Source organism: Methylobacterium sp. 1030 (genome assembly GCF_040544715.1).
Taxonomy (GTDB): domain Bacteria; phylum Pseudomonadota; class Alphaproteobacteria; order Rhizobiales; family Beijerinckiaceae; genus Methylobacterium.
Map to the genome: position 1 here is coordinate 12,203 of NZ_JBEPKM010000012.1, position 19,642 is coordinate 31,844.

At 70.8% G+C, this 19,642-nt stretch carries 15 protein-coding genes; 11 read left to right on the plus strand and 4 right to left on the minus strand.

Annotated features, from left to right (window positions below; translation table 11 throughout):
• Positions 1-7: 7 nt before the first annotated feature.
• A complete protein-coding gene (locus tag ABIC30_RS18350; protein WP_234081165.1) occupies positions 8-760 on the minus strand; it encodes an IclR family transcriptional regulator in 753 nt (250 codons plus the stop codon).
• Positions 761-1,169: 409 nt separating this feature from the next.
• On the opposite strand from ABIC30_RS18350, the gene ABIC30_RS18355 reads away from it, so the two are divergent.
• The 8 genes from ABIC30_RS18355 (at position 1,170) to ABIC30_RS18390 (ending at position 9,656) form a co-directional block, all read left to right on the plus strand.
• Complete coding sequence (locus ABIC30_RS18355; protein WP_103985272.1) at positions 1,170-2,180, plus strand: ABC transporter substrate-binding protein; 1,011 nt, start codon at positions 1,170-1,172, stop codon at positions 2,178-2,180.
• A gap of 50 nt (positions 2,181-2,230) precedes the next feature.
• Positions 2,231-3,382, plus strand: a complete 1,152-nt coding sequence (locus ABIC30_RS18360) for an acyl-CoA dehydrogenase family protein (RefSeq protein WP_020093155.1) — start codon at positions 2,231-2,233, stop codon at positions 3,380-3,382.
• Positions 3,383-3,387: 5 nt separating this feature from the next.
• Positions 3,388-4,521: an acyl-CoA dehydrogenase family protein gene (locus ABIC30_RS18365; protein ID WP_049961978.1), complete on the plus strand. Its 1,134-nt coding sequence runs from the start codon at positions 3,388-3,390 to the stop codon at positions 4,519-4,521.
• Positions 4,522-4,535: 14 nt separating this feature from the next.
• Positions 4,536-5,792 carry a CaiB/BaiF CoA transferase family protein gene (locus tag ABIC30_RS18370; RefSeq protein WP_042675315.1) on the plus strand — a complete coding sequence of 419 codons (1,257 nt, stop codon included), beginning with the start codon at positions 4,536-4,538 and terminating at the stop codon, positions 5,790-5,792.
• The gene (locus ABIC30_RS18375) at positions 5,789-6,592 is read left to right on the plus strand and encodes an enoyl-CoA hydratase/isomerase family protein (RefSeq protein ID WP_042675316.1); all 804 of its coding nucleotides are present in this window, start codon (positions 5,789-5,791) and stop codon (positions 6,590-6,592) included. Before ABIC30_RS18370 ends, ABIC30_RS18375 begins: the two co-directional genes overlap by 4 nt.
• 169 nt (positions 6,593-6,761) lie before the next feature.
• Complete coding sequence (locus ABIC30_RS18380; RefSeq protein ID WP_354455906.1) at positions 6,762-7,763, plus strand: TRAP transporter substrate-binding protein; 1,002 nt, start codon at positions 6,762-6,764, stop codon at positions 7,761-7,763.
• 25 nt (positions 7,764-7,788) lie between these two features.
• Positions 7,789-8,376, plus strand: a complete 588-nt coding sequence (locus ABIC30_RS18385) for a TRAP transporter small permease (protein ID WP_020093150.1) — start codon at positions 7,789-7,791, stop codon at positions 8,374-8,376.
• Entirely contained in the window at positions 8,373-9,656 is a 1,284-nt protein-coding gene (locus tag ABIC30_RS18390) for a TRAP transporter large permease (protein ID WP_056533341.1), read from the plus strand. Before ABIC30_RS18385 ends, ABIC30_RS18390 begins: the two co-directional genes overlap by 4 nt.
• 134 nt (positions 9,657-9,790) lie before the next feature.
• On the opposite strand, the gene glpT is transcribed toward ABIC30_RS18390, so the two are convergent.
• The 3 genes from glpT to ABIC30_RS18405 form a co-directional block, all read right to left on the minus strand.
• Positions 9,791-11,131: a glycerol-3-phosphate transporter gene (gene glpT, locus ABIC30_RS18395; protein ID WP_020093148.1), complete on the minus strand. Its 1,341-nt coding sequence runs from the start codon at positions 11,129-11,131 to the stop codon at positions 9,791-9,793.
• 256 nt (positions 11,132-11,387) lie between these two features.
• Positions 11,388-12,893, minus strand: a complete 1,506-nt coding sequence (gene glpD / locus ABIC30_RS18400) for a glycerol-3-phosphate dehydrogenase (RefSeq protein ID WP_042669578.1) — start codon at positions 12,891-12,893, stop codon at positions 11,388-11,390.
• Positions 12,894-12,990: 97 nt separating this feature from the next.
• The gene (locus ABIC30_RS18405) at positions 12,991-13,752 is read right to left on the minus strand and encodes a DeoR/GlpR family DNA-binding transcription regulator (RefSeq protein WP_020093146.1); all 762 of its coding nucleotides are present in this window, start codon (positions 13,750-13,752) and stop codon (positions 12,991-12,993) included.
• 218 nt (positions 13,753-13,970) lie between these two features.
• Between ABIC30_RS18405 and ABIC30_RS18410 the strand changes: the two genes are divergently transcribed.
• The 3 genes from ABIC30_RS18410 to fixJ all read left to right on the plus strand — a co-directional run bounded on the left by ABIC30_RS18410 (position 13,971) and on the right by fixJ (position 19,584).
• Positions 13,971-17,309, plus strand: a complete 3,339-nt coding sequence (locus tag ABIC30_RS18410; protein WP_354455907.1) for a PAS domain S-box protein — start codon at positions 13,971-13,973, stop codon at positions 17,307-17,309.
• 114 nt (positions 17,310-17,423) lie between these two features.
• Complete coding sequence (locus tag ABIC30_RS18415) at positions 17,424-18,977, plus strand: PAS domain S-box protein (RefSeq protein ID WP_354455908.1); 1,554 nt, start codon at positions 17,424-17,426, stop codon at positions 18,975-18,977.
• Positions 18,967-19,584 (plus strand): response regulator FixJ, encoded by a 618-nt coding sequence (gene fixJ, locus ABIC30_RS18420; RefSeq protein WP_091978125.1) that lies wholly within the window; start codon positions 18,967-18,969, stop codon positions 19,582-19,584. The genes ABIC30_RS18415 and fixJ overlap by 11 nt, the downstream gene beginning before the upstream one ends.
• The last annotated feature ends 58 nt before the right edge of the window (positions 19,585-19,642 follow it).

Below are 19,642 nucleotides of genomic sequence, written 5' to 3' on the forward strand. Positions count from 1 at the left end.
ACCGGCCTCAGGGCCGCGACGGATCCTCCGGCAGGAACCGCGCCACCGCGTCGTGGATCGTCGCGGCGATCTCCGCTTCCCGACGCTCGAACTCGTCGAGCAGGCCGGACACGGCGACCGCCAGCGGGCGGCCCTTGCTGTCGATGCGCCGGGGCAGCGGGACCGCGATCGAGCCGGCGCCCGGCGTGACGAGCCCGCGGGAGAGGAAGTGCCCGTCCCGCCGCAGCCGCGCCAGGTTGGTCAGGACGGCCGCGACCGCGATCGGCGGCTGCTCGGCCGGCGCCTCCGCGTTCGTGCGGCGGACCAGCGGACCGATCTCGGCCTCCGGGCTGTCGGCGAGGAGCGCGGTGCCAGTCGCCGACCAGACGACGAGGCGGCGCGTCCCGGGCGGAACGTGGAAGCGCATGGCGGTGCGCGCCTGCAGGACGTGGACGTACTGCGAGAAGATCGCGTTGCGCGCGGCGAGGATCACCGTCCCGCCCGTGCGCTCCGACAGGTGCTCGAGCATGCGCACGAGGCTGCCGTCGCGCACCGGTCCCTTGTCGAGCCACGCGCCGAGGAGCGCCACCCGGGGCGACGGCAGGAAGCTGCGGCTCGCCGGGTCGTAGTCGAGATAGCCGAGCCGGACGAGGCTCTTCAGGAGCACCGAAGTCGAGGATTGCGGGACGCTCAGCCGCTCGGCGATCTCGGAGACCCTGGCTTCCCGCTGGATCTCGTCGAACAGCTCCAGGATCTGGAGCACCCGTCCGGCGGACTTCACCAGGGCCACATCCGAACCGGCGGGATCGGCCCCCACCGTCAGGTCCGTGGACGCGCCCCCCCGAGCGCCGATGCGCTCACCCATGCCGCGACGCGCGAAACGGCGGCCCCGGAAGCCGCACGGTTCGCAACGGCCCTGGTCGCCCACGCGCGGATCCGTGGTGATCGCGGCGCATCGCCGGCACGTTCCCCCATCTGCCGCGGCGCCAGACCGCGTGCCGCTCAACAGCATTATAGAACCTGCACGATCGTGGAGATCCATCACACATGTGATATTGTACAGCAGGTGGGCGATGGCGGTTGATGCCGGGGGCGCGCTCTGCCCTACTCGCCCGCGGTGTCGGTCCCGCCTGACCGACCGGCACCGGGAGACCGCGCGGCAAGCGCGGCCCTGCTCGGGAGGAATGCCGATGTCGATCCGCCACGCGGCCGTCGCCGCGCGCCTCCTCGCCGCCACGCTGCTGCTCCCGGCCCTCGGCGGCGCGGCCCGGGCCGAAACCACCTCCGTCCGGATCGGCCTCCAGTACGGCCTCGTCTACCTGCCGGTGATGATCGCGCAGAGCGAGGGTCTCTTCGACAAGCGCGCCAAGGCCGCGGGGCTCGACGGCTTGTCGGTCACGCTGACGCGTTTCAGCGGCTCGACCGCGATGAACGACGCGCTGCTCTCCGACAGCGTCGAACTCGGCACCCTCGGCTCAGCCGGTGCCCTGATCGCCTGGGACAAGACCCGCGGGAGCCAGCAGATCAAGAGCCTCACCGCCCTGAGCTCGGTCGTCTACACGCTGTTCACCGGCAAGCCCGGCGTCGCCGCGTTGAAGGACTTCACCTTCGGCGACAAGATCGCGGTCCCGGCCTTCAACTCGCCCCAGGCGATCCTGCTGCGAGTTGCGGCGGCCCAGCAGCTCGGCGGATCGGCCAAGGCCGACGCGCTGATGGTGAGCCTGCCCCATCCGGACGCCACCGCGGCGATGCGCGCCGGACAGGGGATCGCCGGCTACTTCGCGACGCCACCCTTCACGCAGGTGCTGCAGGCCGATCCCAAGATCCGGACGGTCATGACCTCGACCGGCCTGATCGGCAGCGGCGACATCACCGCCGCGACCCTGAACGCGAAGCAGGGGTTCGTCGACGCGAACCCGAAGGTCGCGCAGGCGATCCGCGCCGGGATGGAGGATGCGGTGGCGCTGATCCGCAGCGACCCCAAGCGCGCGGCGTCGATCTATCTCGCCTCGGAGCAGGTTCAGATCGACCGCGCGCAAGTTGAGGCGATCCTGACCGACGGTTCCATCGTCTACGACGTGGCCCCGAAGGGAATGGTCGCCCTCGCCAAGGCGATGGCGACGCAGGGCTTCCTGCGGAAGGTGCCGGGCGACTGGCAGGAGATCTTCTTCCCCGGCCTCGAGGGCCGCGACGGCAGCTGAGCGCCGCGGATTCGGCACCGCCAGCCCGTCCCGCCGCTCAGGGAGCCCCGATGCACAGTTTCCGCTTCAGCGCCGAGCCGCTCCCGCCCGAGGCCGAGGCCGCCCGCGCGTCCGTCCGCGCCTTCCTCGACGCGGAACGGGCGGCCGGGCATTTCGTCCCGCACCGGACCTCGTGGACGACCTTCGACGCCGCCTTCAGCCGGCGCGCGGGGGCCGCGGGCCTCATCGGCCTGACCCTGCCGGAGGCCTATGGCGGCCACGGCCGCTCCGGCCTCGTCCGCTTCGTCGTCACCGAGGAGATGCTGGCGGCCGGCGCGCCCTGCGGCGCGCACTGGATCGCCGACCGCCAGTCGGGGCCGCAGATCCACCGGCACGGCACCGAGGCGGCCAAGCGGGCGATCCTGCCGCGAATCTGCCGGGGCGAATGCGCCTTCGGCATCGGCATGAGCGAGCCGAATTCCGGCTCGGACCTCGCCGCCGTCCGGACCCGCGCGGTGCGCGACGGCGACGGCTGGGTGATCAACGGCTCCAAGATCTGGACGACGAACGCCCATCAGGTCGATTACCTGCTGGCCCTCGTCCGGACCGGCGAGCCCGGGCCGGACCGGCACGGCGGGCTGACCCAGTTCATCGTCGACATGGCGGCCCCCGGGGTGACGGTCCGGCCGATCCTCGACCTGTCGGGCCATCACGAGTTCAACGAGGTGTTCTTCACCGATTACCGCGTCGCCGACGCGATGCGGGTCGGCGCCGAGGGCGCGGGCTGGGGCCTCGTCACGGAGGAACTCGCCTTCGAGCGCTCCGGGCCCGACCGGTTCCTGTCGGATTACCGGCTGCTCGTCGAACTCGTCGACCGGATCGGGCCGGAGCCGGACCGGTTCCAGGCGGTCGAGACCGGACGGATGGTGGCCCAGCTCACCGCGCTGCTGGGCATGTCGGCCTCGGTGGCCCGCCTCCTCGATCAGGGCGTCGTGCCGGGCGTCGAGGCGGCGCTGGTCAAGGATGTCGGCAACGGCTTCGAGCGCGCCGTGCCGGAGATCGCCCGGCGGCTCGTGCCGGTCGAGCCGAGTCTCACCGCGCAGGGCGACGCCTTCCGCGAGGCTTTGGGCGGCGTGACCCTGCGGGCGCCCTCCTTCACCCTGCGCGGCGGGACCCGCGAGGTCCTGCGCGGCGTCATCGCCCGGGGGCTGGGGCTGCGATGAGTCGGATGGACCACGCGGCGGAGGCCGGCGACCCGGTCGACGGGATCGTCCTCGATCAGGTCGAGCGGCTGCTCGCCCAGCACCTCACGCCGGCGCTGCTGGCGGCCTGCGACGGGGCCGCGGGCGCGACCGCAAGGGCGGCGGATCTCTGGCCGGCGGATCTCTGGACGGCGCTCGCCGAGAGCGGCCTGCCGCTGGCGCTGGTGCCCGAGGCGGAGGGCGGGATCGGTCTCGCCGCCACGACCGCGGCCCGGCTGATCCGGCGTTGCGGCCGGGCCGCCCTCCCCCTGCCCCTGCCGGAGACCGTCGCGGGCGCGGCGCTCTGGGCTGCCACGGGGGGACAGGTGGCCGAAGACGCCCTGTCGCTGGTCCCGGGCGGTGGCCCCGTGCGGATCGCGCCGCACGCGGAGGGGTTCGTCCTGGACGGCCGGGTCGCGCAGGTGCCCTGGGGCGGTTCGGTCGCGGCCCTGCTCCTCGACGCCGTCGACGCGGCCGGCATCCCGCACCTCGTGCGGATCGCCGCGCCCGGGACGCTCCGCGACACGCACCACAACCTCGCCGGCGAGCCGCGTGACACCCTCGATCTGACCGGCTGCATCGTCCCGGCCGCCGACGTCCGGGCCGCGCCGGGCTGGGCTGCCGGAGCGGGGGCGCCGTCCGTCGAATCCGTCGGCGCCTGGGTCCGGGCGCAGCAGATGGTGGGCGCCCTGGAGACCTGCCTCGGCTCGGCCCTCGCTCACGCGCAGGAGCGGCAGCAGTTCGGCCGGCCGCTCGCCAAGTTCCAGGCGATCCAGCACATGCTGGCCGAGGCGGCGGGCGAGGTCGCGGCGGCGAGCGCGGCCGCCGACCTCGCTTCCGCCTGCTGGGGCGATCCGCGCTTCGTCCTCGCCACCGCCATCGCGAAGGCGCGCTGCGGCGAGGCGGCGGGCCACGTCGCGGCGATCGGCCACCAGATCCACGGGGCGATGGGCTTCACCCAGGAGCACCCGCTCCACCGCGCCACCCGGCGGCTGTGGTCCTGGCGCGACGAGTTCGGATCCGACGCCCTCTGGCAGGAGCGGATCGGGCGCGCGGTCTGCGCGGGCGGCGGCGCGGCCCTCTGGCCGATGCTGGTCCGCCTGCGCGGCGGCGCCGGGTGACAGGGGAGACAGGCGTGCCGGATCACTCCGCCGAAACTCACTCCACCGAGACGAACACGGCCGGCCCGCTCGCGGGCGTGCGGGTGGTCGACCTGACCAGCGTGATCATGGGCCCGTCGGCGACGCATATCCTGGCCGATCTCGGCGCCGACGTGATCAAGATCGAGACGCCGGAGGGCGATTCCTTCCGGCATTACCGGCCGGCCCGGGGCGCCGGGATGGGCGGCAACTTCCTGCACCTCAACCGCAACAAGCGCAGCGTCCGCCTCGACCTGAAGCGGGCGGCGGCGCGGGCCGCCCTCGACCGGCTGATCGCCACGGCCGACGTCCTCGTCCACTCCATGCGGCCCGACGCGATCCTGCGCCTGGGCTACGGCTACGCGCGGGTGCGCACGCTCCAGCCCGACATCGTCTTCTGCGGCGCCTACGGGTTCGGGGCCGACGGCCCCTACGCCCACAAGGCGGCCTACGACGACCTGATCCAGGCGGGCTCGGGCCTCGCGGCGCTCCAGACCGCCGCCTATGGCCAGCCCGGCTACCTGCCCACGGTGCTGTGCGACAAGATCGCCGGACAGGCCATCGCCTGCGCGATCCTCGCCGCCCTCTACGAGCGCCGGGCCGGCGGCGGCGGGCAGGCGGTCGAGGTGCCGATGTTCGAGACCATGGTGGAGTTCAACTTCGTCGAGCACATGGTCGGCTACGCCTTCGAGCCGCCGCTGGGGCCGCCGGGCTTCAACCGGGTCCTGAGCCCGCGGCGCAAGCCCTACCGGACCCGGGACGGCCACGCCTGCATCCTGCCCTATTCCGACCGGAACTGGCGCGACTTCTTCATCCATACCGGCCGGCTCGAATTCGTGGACGATCCCCGCTTCGCGCCGCTCGCCGTGCGGGTGGAGAACATCGAGATCCTCTACGCCCTGGTCGAGGAGGAGGCAGCGCGCCGGACCACCGCCGAATGGGTGGCGTTCTGCGACTCGGTGAGCATCCCGTGCATGCCGGTCCTCGGCCTGGAGGACCTGCCGGAGGACGCGCACCTGAAGGCGGTCGGCTTCTTCGGCAGCGCCGAGCACCCGAGCGAGGGGCGCTACCGCACCATGCGCCGGCCGGTCTCGTTCAGCGGCAGCCGCTTCGCGATCCGCCGCCACGCCCCGCGGCTCGGCGAGCACACCGCCGAGGTCCTGGCCGAGGCCGGGCTCGAACCGGCCGAGATCGCCGCCCTGATGGACGCGCCGGACAAGCCCGACACCGCGCCCCTGGAGGCTGCCCGATGAGTGTTGAATCCGAGGTCCGCGACGCGGGCGAGGACCTGCTGTTCTCCGTCGCGGAGGGGGTGGCGACGATCACGCTGAACCGGCCCGAGCGGAAGAACGCCTTCACCTTCCCGATGATCGAGTCCTGGACGGCGGCCCTGCAGCGCTGCCGCACCGACGCGGCGATCCGCGTCGTGGTGGTGACCGGCGCGGGCTCGGCCTTCTGCAGCGGCGGCGACATCGTCGAGATGGGCGAGCGCCTCGACCAGCCGCCGGCCCGACGCAAGGAGGAGCTTTACGGGCGGATCCAGCGCATCCCGCTGACGCTGGAGGATCTCGACAAGCCGGTGATCGCCGCCCTGAACGGCGTGGCCACCGGCGCCGGCCTCGACCTCGCCCTGATGTGCGACCTGCGCTTCGCCGCCAGGAGCGCCCGCTTCGCCGAGACCTACGTGCGGGTCGGCCTCGTCCCCGGCGCGGGCGGCGCCCATTTCCTGCCCCGCCTTGTCGGGACCGCAAAGGCGCTGGAGCTGTTCTTCACCGGCGATTTCGTCGATGCCGACGAGGCCCTACGGATCGGCCTCGTCAATGGCGTCCACGCCGACGCGGACCTGATGCCGGCCGTGGCGGCGCTGGCGCGGAAAATCGCCAAGGCGCCGCCGCTGACGCTGAGCCTGATCAAGCGGGCGGTCTATCAGGGCATGCGCAACGACCTGCGCACCAACCTAGACCTGATCTCCTCGCACTACGCCGTCGTCACCGCGACGCCCGAGCATCGGGAGGCCGTGCAGGCTTTCATCGGGGGGCGCGACAGGACCTGACGCGTCGGGGCCCGGTCTCATTGCCGCCCGCATCAAGACTGAAACGTTTGTGCGGGCGACATCTTCCCCCCGGCGTCGCACTTTCGCGCTTGTCGCCACCGCGCTCACCTGCAAGTCTATCCAAAATTCAATCCGCGCAACGACGCGGGCTCAGGTCTGGGAGGACGCGATGACGGCTCGGATTCTCGGTGCGCTCGTGTGTGCACTCGCCCTCGCGGCCCCGGCCGCGGCGCAGACCCCCATCGTCATCAAGTTCAGCCACGTCGTGACCACCGACACGCCCAAGGGCCAGGGGGCCGAGCGGTTCAAGCAGCTCGCCGAGGAGCGCACCAAGGGCGCGGTCAAGGTCGAGATCTACCCGAACAGCACGCTCTACAAGGACAAGGAGGAGGTGGAGATGCTCCAGCTCGGCGCCGTGCAGATGCTGGCGCCGTCCACGAGCAAATTCGGCCCCCTCGGCGTGAAGGAGTTCGAGGCCTTCGACCTGCCCTACATCTTCCCCAACGAGCAGGTGCTGCGGCGCGTCCAGGACGGACCGATCGGCCAGGGCCTGTTCAAGAAGCTCGAGACCAAGGGGATCAAGGGGCTCGGCTACTGGGACAACGGCTTCAAGATCCTCACCGCCAACAAGCCGATGCACGCCCCCGAGGACGTGAAGGGCCTGAAGTTCCGGATCCAGTCCTCGAAGGTTCTGGAGGCGCAGTTCAAACAGCTCGGGGCGCTGCCGCAGGTGCTCGCCTTCTCCGAACTCTACCAGGCGCTGCAGACCGGCGTGGTCGACGGCCAGGAGAACCCGCCGTCGAACGTGACGACCCAGAAGCTCAACGAGGTGCAGAAGCACGCCACGCTGACCTATCACGGCTACATCGGCTACGCGGTCATCGTGAACAAGGGCTTCTGGGACGGGCTGCCGGCCGACATCCGCGCGACGCTCGAGGGCGCCATCAAGGATGCGACCGCCTACGAGCACGAGATCGCCGACAAGCAGAACGAGAAGGCGCTCGCCGATATCCGCGCCACCGGCAAGACCGAGGTCTACACGCCGACAGAGGCCGAGAACGCCGCGTGGCGCAAGGCCCTGGCGCCGGTCCAGCGCGAGATGGCTTCCCGCGTCGGCAAGGATCTGGTCACGGCGCTCAACAAGGAAGCCGAGGCGGCGCCGAACAACTGATCCCGCCGCCGCGTCCGGACCGACCATGTTGCTGAAACTGCTCGATCGGCTCGAAGAGGTGCTGATCGGAACCCTGATGGCGGCCGCGACCGTCATCACCTTCGCCACGGTGGTGCACCGGTTCCTCTCCGGCATCCCGGCGCTGCAGGACTACACCGACCGGATCGACTTCGGCTGGTCGCAGGAACTGTGCATCTACATGTTCATCTGGGTGGCGAAGTTCGGCGCGGCCTACGGCGTGCGCACCGGCATCCACGTCGGCGTCGACGTGCTGGTCAACCGCCTGCCGCCGGGCGCGCGCCGGGTGATGGTCCTGGTCAGCCTCGCGGCGGGCGCGCTGTTCACCGGAATCGTCGGCACGCTCGGCACGAACTTCGTCTGGCGCATCGGCCACACCGACCAGACGACGCCCGACATGGAGATCCCGGTCTGGATCGTCTACCTCGCGATCCCGCTCGGCTCCTACCTGATGTGCTTCCGCTTCCTGCAGGTCGCGTGGAGCTACTGGAAGACCGGGCATCTGCCCGCCCGCGATCACGCCCATGTCGACGGCGTCCCGACCGTCGAGGGTGTCGACCCGATCCAGCTCGGCCGCGAGGGAGGCCCCGCATGAGCGGCCTGATCATCTTCGGGCTGCTCATCGCCCTCATGCTCACTGGCATGCCGATCTCGATCGCGCTCGGCCTGACGGTGCTGACCTTCCTGTTCACCCTCACGCAGGTGCCGATCGAGAGCGTCGCGCTCAAGCTGTTCACCGGGATCGAGAACTTCTCGATCATGGCGATCCCGTTCTTCATCCTCGCCGGCAACTTCCTGGCCCATGGCGGCGTGGCGCGGCGGATGATCGCCTTCACGACCTCCCTCGTCGGGCACTGGCCGGGCGGCCTCGGCCTCGCGGGCGTGGTCGCCTGCGCGCTGTTCGCCGCCGTGTCGGGGTCGAGCGTGGCGACCGTGGTGGCGATCGGCTCGATCATCCTGCCCGCCATGGTGGCGGAGGGCTACCCACGGCGCTTCGGCGCCGGGGTGATCACCACCTCGGGGGCGCTCGGCATCCTCGTGCCGCCCTCGATCATCCTCGTGCTCTACGGGGTGTCGACGAATTCCTCGATCGGCAACCTGTTCCTCGCCGGTGTGATGCCCGGCATCGTCCTGTCGGCCATGCTGGCGAGCGTCACCTTCGTCATCGCCAAGCGCCGCGGCTATCCGCGCATGCCGAAGGCGTCCTGGGCCGAGCGCCTGCGCGCCTTCCGCGAGAGCGCCTGGGGCCTGTTCCTCGTGGTGATGGTGATCGGCGGCATCTACGCCGGCATCTTCACCCCGACCGAGGCGGCCGCGACGGCGGCCGTCTACGCCTTCGTCATCGCGGTGTTCGTCTACCGGGACCTGAAGCTGTCGGACGTGCCCCGCGTGCTTCTCGCGTCCGCCAACATGAGCGCGATGCTGCTATACATCATCACCAACGCGGTGCTGTTCTCGTTCCTGATGACGTCGGAGAACATCCCGCAGACGATGGCGGCGTGGCTGATCGCCATGAACTTCAGCCCGCTGGTCTTCCTGCTCGTCGTCAACATCATCCTGCTGATCGCCGGCAACGTGATGGAGCCGTCCTCGATCCTGCTGATCATGGCGCCGATCCTGTTCCCGATCGCGGTCAAGCTCGGGATCGACCCGATCCATTTCGGGATCATCATGGCGGTCAACATGGAGGTCGGCCTGTGCCACCCGCCGGTCGGGCTCAACCTCTACGTGGCGAGCGGGATCGCCCATATGGGCATCTCCGAGCTGACCGTCGCGGTGCTGCCCTGGCTGCTGACGATGCTGGCCTTCCTGGTCTTGGTGACCTACTGGCCCGCCCTGTCCCTGTGGCTCCCGCGGGCGCTCGGGGCGATGTGACGGCCTGACGACCGGCGGAAGGATCCGATCGTCACGCTCGGCGCCGGGACGGCCGCTCCGGGCGCCCGTCCCGATCGCACCGGCACGGGCCGGCAGGAAGCCTGAGCATCCCTGCCGTGTCCGGAAACCGCCGCTCAGGCAGGCTGCGCGACCGCGGTGCTGCTGTGCCGCAGGGTCAGCGACAGGCAGACGATCGCGAGGACGCAGGCCGCCAGCAGGAGAATGAAGCAGCCGTTCCAGCCGTAATGGTCGGTCGTGTAGCCGACCAGCGCGCTCGCCGCGACGGAGCCGCCGAGATACCCGAACAGGCCCGTGAAGCCCGCCGCCGTTCCGGCCGCCTTCTTCGGCACGAGCTCAAGGGCCTGAAGGCCGATCAGCATCACCGGCCCGTAGATCAGGAAGCCGATGCAGATCAGGGCCGCGAGGTCGACGCCCGGATTGCCCTCGGGATTGAGCCAGTAGACCAGCGTCGCCGCCATGACGCCGAACATGAACACCACGCCCGTCGCACCCCGGTTGCCGCGGAACAGCTTGTCGGACAGCCAGCCGCAGAGAAGGGTACCGGGAATGCCGGCCCACTCGTAGAGGAAGTAGGCCCAGGAGGTCTTGTCGACCGAGAAGTGCTTGGCCTCCTTCAGGTAGGTCGGCGCCCAGTCCAGCACGCCGTAGCGGAGCAGGTAGACGAAGACGTTGGCGAAGGCGATGTACCAGAGCATCCGGTTCTTCAGCACGTGCTCGACGAAGATCTCGCGCGTGGAGAACTCGCGCTCGTGGTTCGCGTCGTAGCCGTCCGGATAATCGTCCTTCCAGGCTTCCACGGAAGGCAGCCCGCAGGATTGCGGCGTGTCGCGCATGGTGATGAAGGCGAAGACCGCGACGCCGAGCGCCACGGCGGCGGGCACGTAGAACGCCGCGTGCCAGTCGTTGAACCAGGCCAAGCCGAGCAGGAAGAGCGGGCCGATTAGGCCACCGCCGACGTTGTGCGCCACGTTCCAGACCGAGACGACGCCGCCGCGCTCCTTCTGGGACCACCAGTGCACCATCGTGCGGCCGCTCGGCGGCCAACCCATGCCCTGGAACCAGCCGTTGAGGAACAGCAGCACGAACATGATGCCGACGCTGGAGGTCGCCCAGGGAACGAAGCCGAACAAGAACATCACCAGCGCCGAGAGCACGAGGCCGATCGGCAGGAAGTAGCGCGGGTTGGAGCGGTCCGAGACCATGCCCATCAGGAACTTGGACAGGCCGTACGCGATCGCGACGGCGGAGAGCGCGGTGCCGAGCTCACCGCGGCTGTAGCCCTGCTCGACGAGGTAGGGCATCGCCAGCGAGAAGTTCTTGCGCAGAAGGTAATAGCCCGCATAGCCGAGAAAGATGCCCGCGAAGATCTGCCAGCGCAGCTTGCGGTAGGTCGGATCGACGCGATCCGTCTGAATGGGTGGCCTGTGGGCCGCGGGAGCGAGAAAGCCGATCATGGCGCGCCTTGGTGCTTGAGACCGCGGATGGACCCGGGCTCATCCCGGGCGCATCTCGGATTGGACGGGGTGCTGAGGTGCCGCACTCAGCGTCGTGCCGTATCGACGCGCCGACGCGCGATCCGCGCGTCCGGTCTCGACCTGTGGCGATGGTGGACGGCATGGTCCGGTCGCGGCATCGTTTCCTCCTGTGATGCGGCGCCTCTCCGGCTCGGCCGGGTCGCCGTCTCTCGGTCTCGCTGCGTCCTTGCCGGTCTCAGACGGCGGCGGCCATCGCGCCGTCGGTGCGGCCGGTCATGGCCGCGATCCGCGCTCGGAGCGCCGCGACCTCGTCGGGCGAGAAGGCGAGACCAAGCTTCGACCGGCGCCAGAGAACGTCCTCGGCGGTGCGGGCCCATTCCCGGTCCATCATCCAGCGCAGCTCGCCCTCGTGGAGGCCGTGTCCCAGATCGGGTCCCAGATTCGAGGCGATGCGCAGCGCGTCCGTCCCGTAGGCGGCCACCATGCGCTGGACCGTGGCGGCGCCGAGCCGGGGCGCGGTGCGGGCGAGGCGCGCCTCGAGCTCGGCCACCCCGTCCACCGCGAAGTCGCCGCCCGGCAGCGCGGCGCCTCCGGTCCACGAGCGGCCGCGCGCCCCGAGGCGCTGACCGATCTCCTTCAGGGCATCCTCGGCTAGCTTGCGGTAGGTGGTGATCTTGCCGCCGAAGATGTTCAGCACCGCCGCCTCGCCGGCCGCGCCGTCCGTCTTCAGCACGTAGTCGCGCGTCGCCTCCTGCGCCGCGGAGGCGTGATCGTCGTAGAGGGGGCGCACCCCCGAGAAGGTCCAGACGATGTCCTCCCGGCGAAGCGGCGTCGCGAAGTACTCGCTGGCGGCGCTCAGGAGATAGGCGATCTCCTCCTCGGTGATCGCCGCGTCGGCGGGATCGCCGGAGAAGTCACGGTCCGTCGTGCCGACGAGCGTCGTGTCGTTCGCGTAGGGGATCGCGAAGATGATGCGCCCGTCCGCGTTCTGGAAGATGAAGGCCCGGTCGTGGTCGTAGAGCTTGCGCATCACGATGTGCGAGCCCTGCACGAGGCGCACGTGCTTGGCCTCGCTCCGGCCGAGCGGGCCCTGGATCACCCGGTCGACCCAGGGGCCGGCCGCGTTGACGAGGAAGCGCGCGGCGATCTCCTCCTCGCGGCCGGTCCGAAGCTCGCGCCGGACGATGCGCCAGAGATCGCCCTCGCGCCGGACCGAGACGACGCGGGTCCCCACCGCGATCTCGGCGCCCCGCGCCTCGGCGTCGCGCGCGTTGAGCACCACCAGGCGCGTGTCGTCGACGCGCGCGTCAGAGTACTCGAAGCCGCGCCGGAAATCGGATTTGAGCGGGGCGCCGATGGGGCCGGAGAGGTCCACGGGGCGCGTGCCGGGCAGGCGCTTGCGGCCGCCGAGATGGTCGTAGAGGAACAGGCCGATCCGCAGCAGCCAGGCCGGACGCAGGCCCGCGTGGAGCGGCAGGACGAAACGCAGCGGGCGCACGATGTGGGGCGCGATCCCCCAGAGCACCTCGCGCTCGGCCAGCGCCTCCCGCACAAGGCGGAACTCGTAGTGCTCCAGGTAGCGCAGACCGCCGTGGATCAGCTTGGTCGACCATGACGAGGTGCCGCTGCCCAGGTCATTCTGCTCGGTCAGCGACACCGAGTATCCCCGGCCGGCCGCGTCCCGCGCGATGCCACAGCCGTTGATCCCCCCGCCGATGACGGCAACGTCGAACGTCCGCATGATCCTCCCCCTCTCGTGCCGCGGCGTCGGACGCGCGGCTGCGAAAGCAGAGGAATTGAATACGAAACCAAAGGAAAGTCAATCGAAACCGATACGCTCAGCGACCGGTTTCGACGAGCCGCACTCCGGACGCGCGGCACAGGTCGCGCAGCGTATCGCTGGGGCAGCGATCGGTCACGAAGGTGCCGACTTGGCTGAGCTGGGCGAGCCGGACCGGCGCGCTGCGCTCGAACTTGGTGGAATCGGCGACCAGCACGACGTGGCGGGCATTGGCGATGATCGCCTGCGCGACCCGGACCTCGCGATAGTCGAAGTCGAGGAGGGCCCCGTCCTCGTCGATCGCCGAGGCCCCGATCACCGCGAAATCGACCTTGAACTGGCGGATGAAATCCACCGCCGCCTCCCCGACGATCCCCCCATCCGAGCGGCGGATCAGGCCACCCGCCACGATGCACTCGATCTCCGGGCTGGGCCGCAGGGCGAGCGCGACGTTGAGGTTGTTGGTGATGACCATGAGGCCGGAATGGCTCAGCAGCGCCCGGGCGACGGCCTCGGTGGTGGTGCCGATATTGATGAACAGCGAGGAGCGGTCCGGGATCAGGTCGGCGGCCGCGCGCGCGATCGCCGCCTTCTCGGGCGCCGCGATCGCGTTGCGTGCCTCGTAGTCGAGGTTCTCGGCGCCCGCGCCGAGCACCGCCCCGCCGTGGATGCGCGAGAGGAGGCGCGCGTCGCACAGGTCATTCAGGTCCTTCCGGATGGTCTGCACGCTGACCGCGAACCGGCCGGACAGGGCATCGACCGAGACGCGCCCCTCGGTCCGGGCGACGTCCATGATCGCATTCTGACGCTCCGAGAGCATGCCTTCAGACCTCCGCGCGGCGAAAACGAAACCGGTTTCGGTGCGAACGCGCGAACGATGTCGAAAAGCGAAGGCGCGCTCTGAACCGGCCTTCACGCCTAGCGGATTCACCTCCAGGAGGAAACGTCCGGACCCCGCGGCCCGGCCCGGCGGATGTTGACGATGCGCGCCCGCGCGTCGACAAGCGCCGCGATGGAACGGTTTCGGTATTCGCATCGATGACGCGCGCGGCCGTCCCGCAGAACTGGTCTCCGGTTGGAGGCGGGGATCTCGGCGACCTGATCCGCGGTCATGACTGGGCGGCGACGCCGCTCGGGGCCATCGCCTCCTGGCCCGCGCCCGTCCGGACCATCGTCCAGACCCTGCTGCTCTCGCCGGTCCCGACGGTGGCGATCTGGGGAAGCGACGGGATCCTGGTCTACAACCGGGGCTACGCGGAGGTCTGCGGCCCGCGCCATCCGGAGGCCCTCGGCGGGCGTCTCCTGGAACTCTGGCCGGAAGCCCGCGCCTTCAACGCGCACGTGATCGCGAGTGGCCTGGCCGGTCGCCCGCTCAGCTTCCGCGCCCAGGAACTGGAGCTCTGGCGACACGGGCGTCCGGAGACGGTCTGGATGGACCTCGACTACACGCCCATCCTGGACGACGACGGGACGCCGATCGGCACGCTCGCCACGGTGCGCGACATCACCGAGCGCGTCCTCAGCGAGCGTCGGATCGCCGAGAACGAGAGCCGCCTCGGCTTCCTCGACCAGCTGGGCCAGGCAACCGCGAACGCCCGCGACGCCGGCACGATCCTGGAGATCACCACGCGCTGCGTCGGCGCGCACCTGAACCTGTCGAATTGCGCCTACGCCGACATGGATCCGGACGGCGACGGCTTCACCATCCGCGGCAACTGGCACGTGCCGACGGCGCCCTCGATCCTCGGGCGCTACAGCCTCGCCGATTTCGGCGCCCTGGCCGTCCAGGAACTCAATGCCGGCCGGCCGCTCATCATCAACGACAACGCCGCCGAGCTCGCCCCGCACGAGGCCGAGGCCTTCCGGGCGATCGGGATCGCGGCCACCATTTGCATGCCGCTGGTGAAGGACGGACGGCTCGCCGCCCTGATGGCCGTCCACCACGCGCGGCCTCACCGCTGGTCGCGCGCCGAGCTCGCGCTCATCCGCGAAGCGACCGAGCGCTGCTGGGCGCATATCGAGCGTGTCGGCGCGGAGGCGAGCCTGCGGCTCAGCGAGGCGCGGCTCCGCGCCCTGGTCCACGCGACCTCCGACGTGGTCTACCGCATGAGCCCGGACTGGCAGGAGATGCGCCAGCTCGACGGCCGCGGCTTCCTGTCCGACATGGCGGAGCCGAGCGTGCGCTGGCTCGACCGCTACGTCGATCCGGCCGACAGGCCTGAGGTCATGGCCGCCGTCAACGACGCGGTCAGCCGCAAGGGCCTGTTCGAACTCGAGCACCGGGTCCGGCGCGCCGACGGCGGCGTCGGCTGGACGCTGTCGCGCGCGGTGCCGCTGATCGATCGGCACGGGACCGTCACCGAGTGGTTCGGGATGGCCAGCGACGTCACGTTCCGCCACGAGGCCGACGCGCGGCTCAGGGAGAGCGAGGCCCGCTTCCGCGCCATGGCGGACGACGCGCCGGTGATGACCTGGATCACCGACGAGACCGGGGCGTGCATCTACCTCAACCGGCGCTGGTACGAGTTCACCGGGCAGGCGGAGGCCGAGGCGCTCGGCCTCGGCTGGCTGGACGCGATCCATCCCGACGACCGCGCCCACTCCGAGCAGGTGTTCCTGGCGGCGAACGCCGACCGAGCGTCGTTCCGCCTCGAATACCGCCTCCGGGACGGGGACGGCCGGTACCGCTGGGCGCTCGACGCCGCGTCGCCGCGGTTCGCCTCCGACGGCGCGTTCCTCGGCTATTTCGGCTCGGTCATCGACATCGACGAGCGCCGCGAGGCCGAGGCGCGGCTGCGCACGCTGACCGACGTCGTGCCGGCCTTCGTCTGGTTCGCCTCGCCGGACGGCCGGCTGCATTACCTGAACGACCGCTGGTGCGCGTATACCGGCCTCGACACGCAGGCGTCGCTGCCCGATGGCTGGATCGAGGCGGTGCATCCGGACGATCGCGCGCGGACGGCGGCGGTCTGGGCGGACGCGCGCGAGTGCGGTGTCACCTACGAGATCGAGGTGCGCTATCGGCGGCACGACGGCGCGTATCGCTGGTACATGGCCCGGGCCGAACCGCTGCGCGATCCCGGGGGGACCATCACCGCCTGGTTCGGGACATCGACCGACATCCACGACCGCAAGCTGGCGGAAGACGGCCTGCGCGAGTTGAACGAGACCCTGGAGAGCCGTGTCGCCGAGCGCACCGGAGAGCTGCTCAAGACCGAGGAGGCGCTGCGCCAGTCGCAGAAGATGGAGGCCGTGGGCCAGCTCACCGGCGGCGTGGCGCACGACTTCAACAACCTGCTCACCATCATCCGCTCGTCCGTCGACTTCCTGCGCCGGCCCGAGCTGCCCGAGGCGCGCAAGGCCCGCTACCTCGACGCGGTGTCCGACACGGTCGATCGCGCCGCCAAGCTGACCGGCCAGCTTCTCGCCTTCGCCCGCCGCCAGACCCTGGACCCGCAGGTCTTCGACCTCGGCGACCGGTTGCGGGCCGTGGCCGAGCTGCTCGACACGGTGACGGGCGCGCGGATCCGGGTCGTCACCGCGATCCCGGAAGTCTCCTGCGCCGTGCGCGCCGACCTGAGCCAGTTCGAGACGGCGCTGGTGAACATCGCCGTCAACGCGCGCGACGCGATGGACGGCGAGGGCACCCTCACGCTGCGATTGACCTGCACCTGCCCTCTGCCGGCGATCCGCGGGCACGCGGCGAGTGCGCGGCCGTTCGCGGCGATCGCGCTCACCGATACCGGCTCCGGCATCGCCCCGAACGTGCTGGACCGGATCTTCGAGCCGTTCTTCACCACCAAGGAGGTCGGCAAGGGGACGGGCCTGGGCCTGAGCCAGGTATTCGGATTCGCGAAGCAGTCCGGCGGCGATGTCGCGGTCGAGAGCGTGCTCGGCGCGGGGACGACCTTCACGCTCTACCTGCCCGAAGTCGCGGCCGAGTCCGCGCCGTACGCCGCCGTCGCCCCCGCGGAGCCGGCCTCCCCCATCGGTTCCGGCCAGCGCGTTCTGGTGGTGGAGGACAACGTCGAGGTCGGCACCTTCGCCACGCAGATTCTGGAAGATCTCGGTTACGAGACCACCTGGGCCGCGAATGCCGAGGAAGCCTTGGACCGGCTCGGACCCGAGGGAACGGAGTTCGACGTCGTGTTCTCGGACGTAGTGATGCCGGGGATGGGCGGGCTGGCCCTCGCGCAGGAACTGAGGCGCCGGATGCCGCGGCTTCCGGTGCTCCTGGCCTCAGGCTACAGCCACGTCCTCGCGCAGGACGGCGCGCACGGATTCTCGGTCCTGCACAAACCCTACTCGGCCGAGCAGCTCGGACGCCTGCTCCGGCAAGTCACCGCGCGGAAGCAGGGCGCGACGGCGACGCCGTGAGCTGCTGCGGCGCGCACGCGCGCCCCCCGGCTGTTTGCTGATGCAACCGGCGGTGTAAGACGGGCGCCGACGACCCGGACGGATGACGGTGCCGTCCCCCCGCGCGCGACTGACATGACGACGCCTGAACACCCATACGCGCCCGCCACCGGCGACGGCGGCCCGTTCGACGCCGACGGCCTGCGGCTGACGCTGGACGAGGCCGGCATCTGCGGCTGGGCCCTCGACATCCCGACCGGGCGCGTCACGATCCTCCCGTCTTGCATCCGCCTGTTCGGCGTGCCGCCGGACCGTCTCACCACCCTGGACGAGATCCAAGCGCGCGTTCACCCGGACGACCGCGCCGCCCGGGCGGCGGCGATCGGGCGCGCGCTGACGGAAGGCGGAAGCTACGAGATCGACTTCCGCGCCGTGCATCCCGATGGACGCGTTCACTGGTTGCGCTCGCGCGGGCGCGTGCAGGTCGATGCCGGCGGCCGGCCGTGCCGGCACCGGGGCGTGGTCTTCAGCATCCACGCGCAGAAGCAGGCCGACGAGGAGTTGCGGGCGCGCGAGGCGCACCTGCGCTCGATCCTCGACACGGTCCCCGATGCGATGATCGTCATCGACGAGCAGGCGCAGATCAAGTCGTTCAGCGCGGCCGCCGTGCGCCAGTTCGGCTACGGCTCGGACGAGATGGTCGGGCGGAACGTCAGCGTGCTGATGCCGGAGCCGTACCGCAGCCAGCACGACGCCTACATGGCCCGCTACCTCCGGACGGGCGAGCGCCGGATCATCGGCATCGGCCGCGTCGTGGTCGGCCAGCGCAAGGACGGCTCCACCTTCCCCATGGAGCTGTCGGTCGGGGAGATGCGCTCGGGCGGCGAGCGCTACTTCACCGGCTTCATCCGGGACCTCACCGAGCGGAACGAGACCGAGACGCGCCTGCAGGAGCTGCAGTCCGAGCTGGTGCACATGTCGCGCTTCACCGCCCTCGGCGAGATGGCCTCGACCCTGGCCCACGAGATCAACCAGCCCCTGACGGCGATCGCGAGCTACCTGAAGGGCTGCCGCCGCCTCCTCGGGCGCATGGAGGGTCCCGAGGTGCCCCTGCTCGCCGACGCGGTGAACCAGGCGGCCGACCAAGCCCTGAGAGCCGGGCAGGTGATCCGGCACCTGCGGGATTTCGTGTCGCGCGGCGAGAGCGAGCGGCACATCGAGGGATTGCCGAAGCTGATCGAGGAAGCGAGCGCCCTCGCCCTCGTCGGCGCCAAGGAGAAGGGTGTGCGCGTCCGCTTCGATCTCGACCCGGACGCGCCCCTCGTGATGGCGGTCCGGATCCAGGTGCAGCAGGTCCTGCTCAACCTCATCCGCAACGCGATCGAGGCCATGCAGGACGTCGCCCGGCGCGACCTGACCGTCGCCACGCGGGCGCTGCCCGCCGAGGGCCTGGTCGAGGTGCGCGTGTCGGATACCGGGACCGGCATCGCGCCCGAGATCGCCGAGCAGCTCTTCCAGCCCTTCGTGACGACGAAGGCGAACGGCATGGGCGTCGGCCTGTCGATCTGCCGGACCATCGTCGAGGCCCACGGCGGCAAGATCCAGGCCGGACCCGGTCCGGACGGCGGGACGACCTTCCGCTTCACCCTGCGCACCTTCGACCGCGAGGAGATGGCTCATGTCGAGTGACGCGCCCGTGCACATCGTGGACGACGATCTCGCGGTGCGTCAGGCGCTGGCCTTCCTGCTGGCGACCGACGGGCTGACCGTCCGCGTCCACGATTCCGCGACCGCCTTCCTGGCGGCGGAGCCCGAGCGCGTCGGCTGCGTCGTCACCGACGTGCGCATGCCCGGCATCGACGGCGTCGAGCTCCTGCACCGCCTCCGTCAGCGGGGTAGCCTGCCGCCGGTCATCGTCATGACGGGCCACGCGGACGTCGCCCTCGCGGTCGCGGCCATGAAGGCCGGCGCGGTCGACTTCATCGAGAAGCCGTTCGACGACGAGGTGCTCCTCGCCAGCATCCGCTCGGCCCTGGCGCGCTCGGACCGGACGGCCAAGCGCGCGTCCGAGCGCGACGCGGTGCGGGCGCGCCTGGCCGAACTGACCGAGCGCGAGCGGCAGGTGCTGGAGGGACTGATCGCCGGCAAGGCCAACAAGGTGATCGGCCTCGATCTCGGCATCAGCCCGCGGACGGTGGAGATCTACCGGGCGAACGTCATGTCCAAGCTCCAGGCCGGCAGCCTTTCCGAACTCGTCCGCATGGCCCTGATCGCGGGGCAGACGGACGGCGACTGAGCGCGGGAGCGGTCCCGCGGGCGGCCGGTCTCTCGGGCGCCCCGGGCGCAGCATCCGG

Coding starts and splice junctions, on each gene's coding strand:
- glpT (WP_020093148.1), bottom strand. CDS start 11,131: ATGATCGGCTTTCTCGCTCCCGCGGCCCACAGGCCACCCATTCAGACG.
- ABIC30_RS18415 (WP_354455908.1), top strand. CDS start 17,424: ATGACGACGCCTGAACACCCATACGCGCCCGCCACCGGCGACGGCGGC.
- ABIC30_RS18375 (WP_042675316.1), top strand. CDS start 5,789: ATGAGTGTTGAATCCGAGGTCCGCGACGCGGGCGAGGACCTGCTGTTC.
- fixJ (WP_091978125.1), top strand. CDS start 18,967: ATGTCGAGTGACGCGCCCGTGCACATCGTGGACGACGATCTCGCGGTG.
- glpD (WP_042669578.1), bottom strand. CDS start 12,893: ATGCGGACGTTCGACGTTGCCGTCATCGGCGGGGGGATCAACGGCTGT.
- ABIC30_RS18385 (WP_020093150.1), top strand. CDS start 7,789: ATGTTGCTGAAACTGCTCGATCGGCTCGAAGAGGTGCTGATCGGAACC.
- ABIC30_RS18380 (WP_354455906.1), top strand. CDS start 6,762: ATGACGGCTCGGATTCTCGGTGCGCTCGTGTGTGCACTCGCCCTCGCG.
- ABIC30_RS18365 (WP_049961978.1), top strand. CDS start 3,388: ATGGACCACGCGGCGGAGGCCGGCGACCCGGTCGACGGGATCGTCCTC.
- ABIC30_RS18360 (WP_020093155.1), top strand. CDS start 2,231: ATGCACAGTTTCCGCTTCAGCGCCGAGCCGCTCCCGCCCGAGGCCGAG.
- ABIC30_RS18405 (WP_020093146.1), bottom strand. CDS start 13,752: ATGCTCTCGGAGCGTCAGAATGCGATCATGGACGTCGCCCGGACCGAG.
- ABIC30_RS18390 (WP_056533341.1), top strand. CDS start 8,373: ATGAGCGGCCTGATCATCTTCGGGCTGCTCATCGCCCTCATGCTCACT.
- ABIC30_RS18410 (WP_354455907.1), top strand. CDS start 13,971: ATGACGCGCGCGGCCGTCCCGCAGAACTGGTCTCCGGTTGGAGGCGGG.
- ABIC30_RS18355 (WP_103985272.1), top strand. CDS start 1,170: ATGTCGATCCGCCACGCGGCCGTCGCCGCGCGCCTCCTCGCCGCCACG.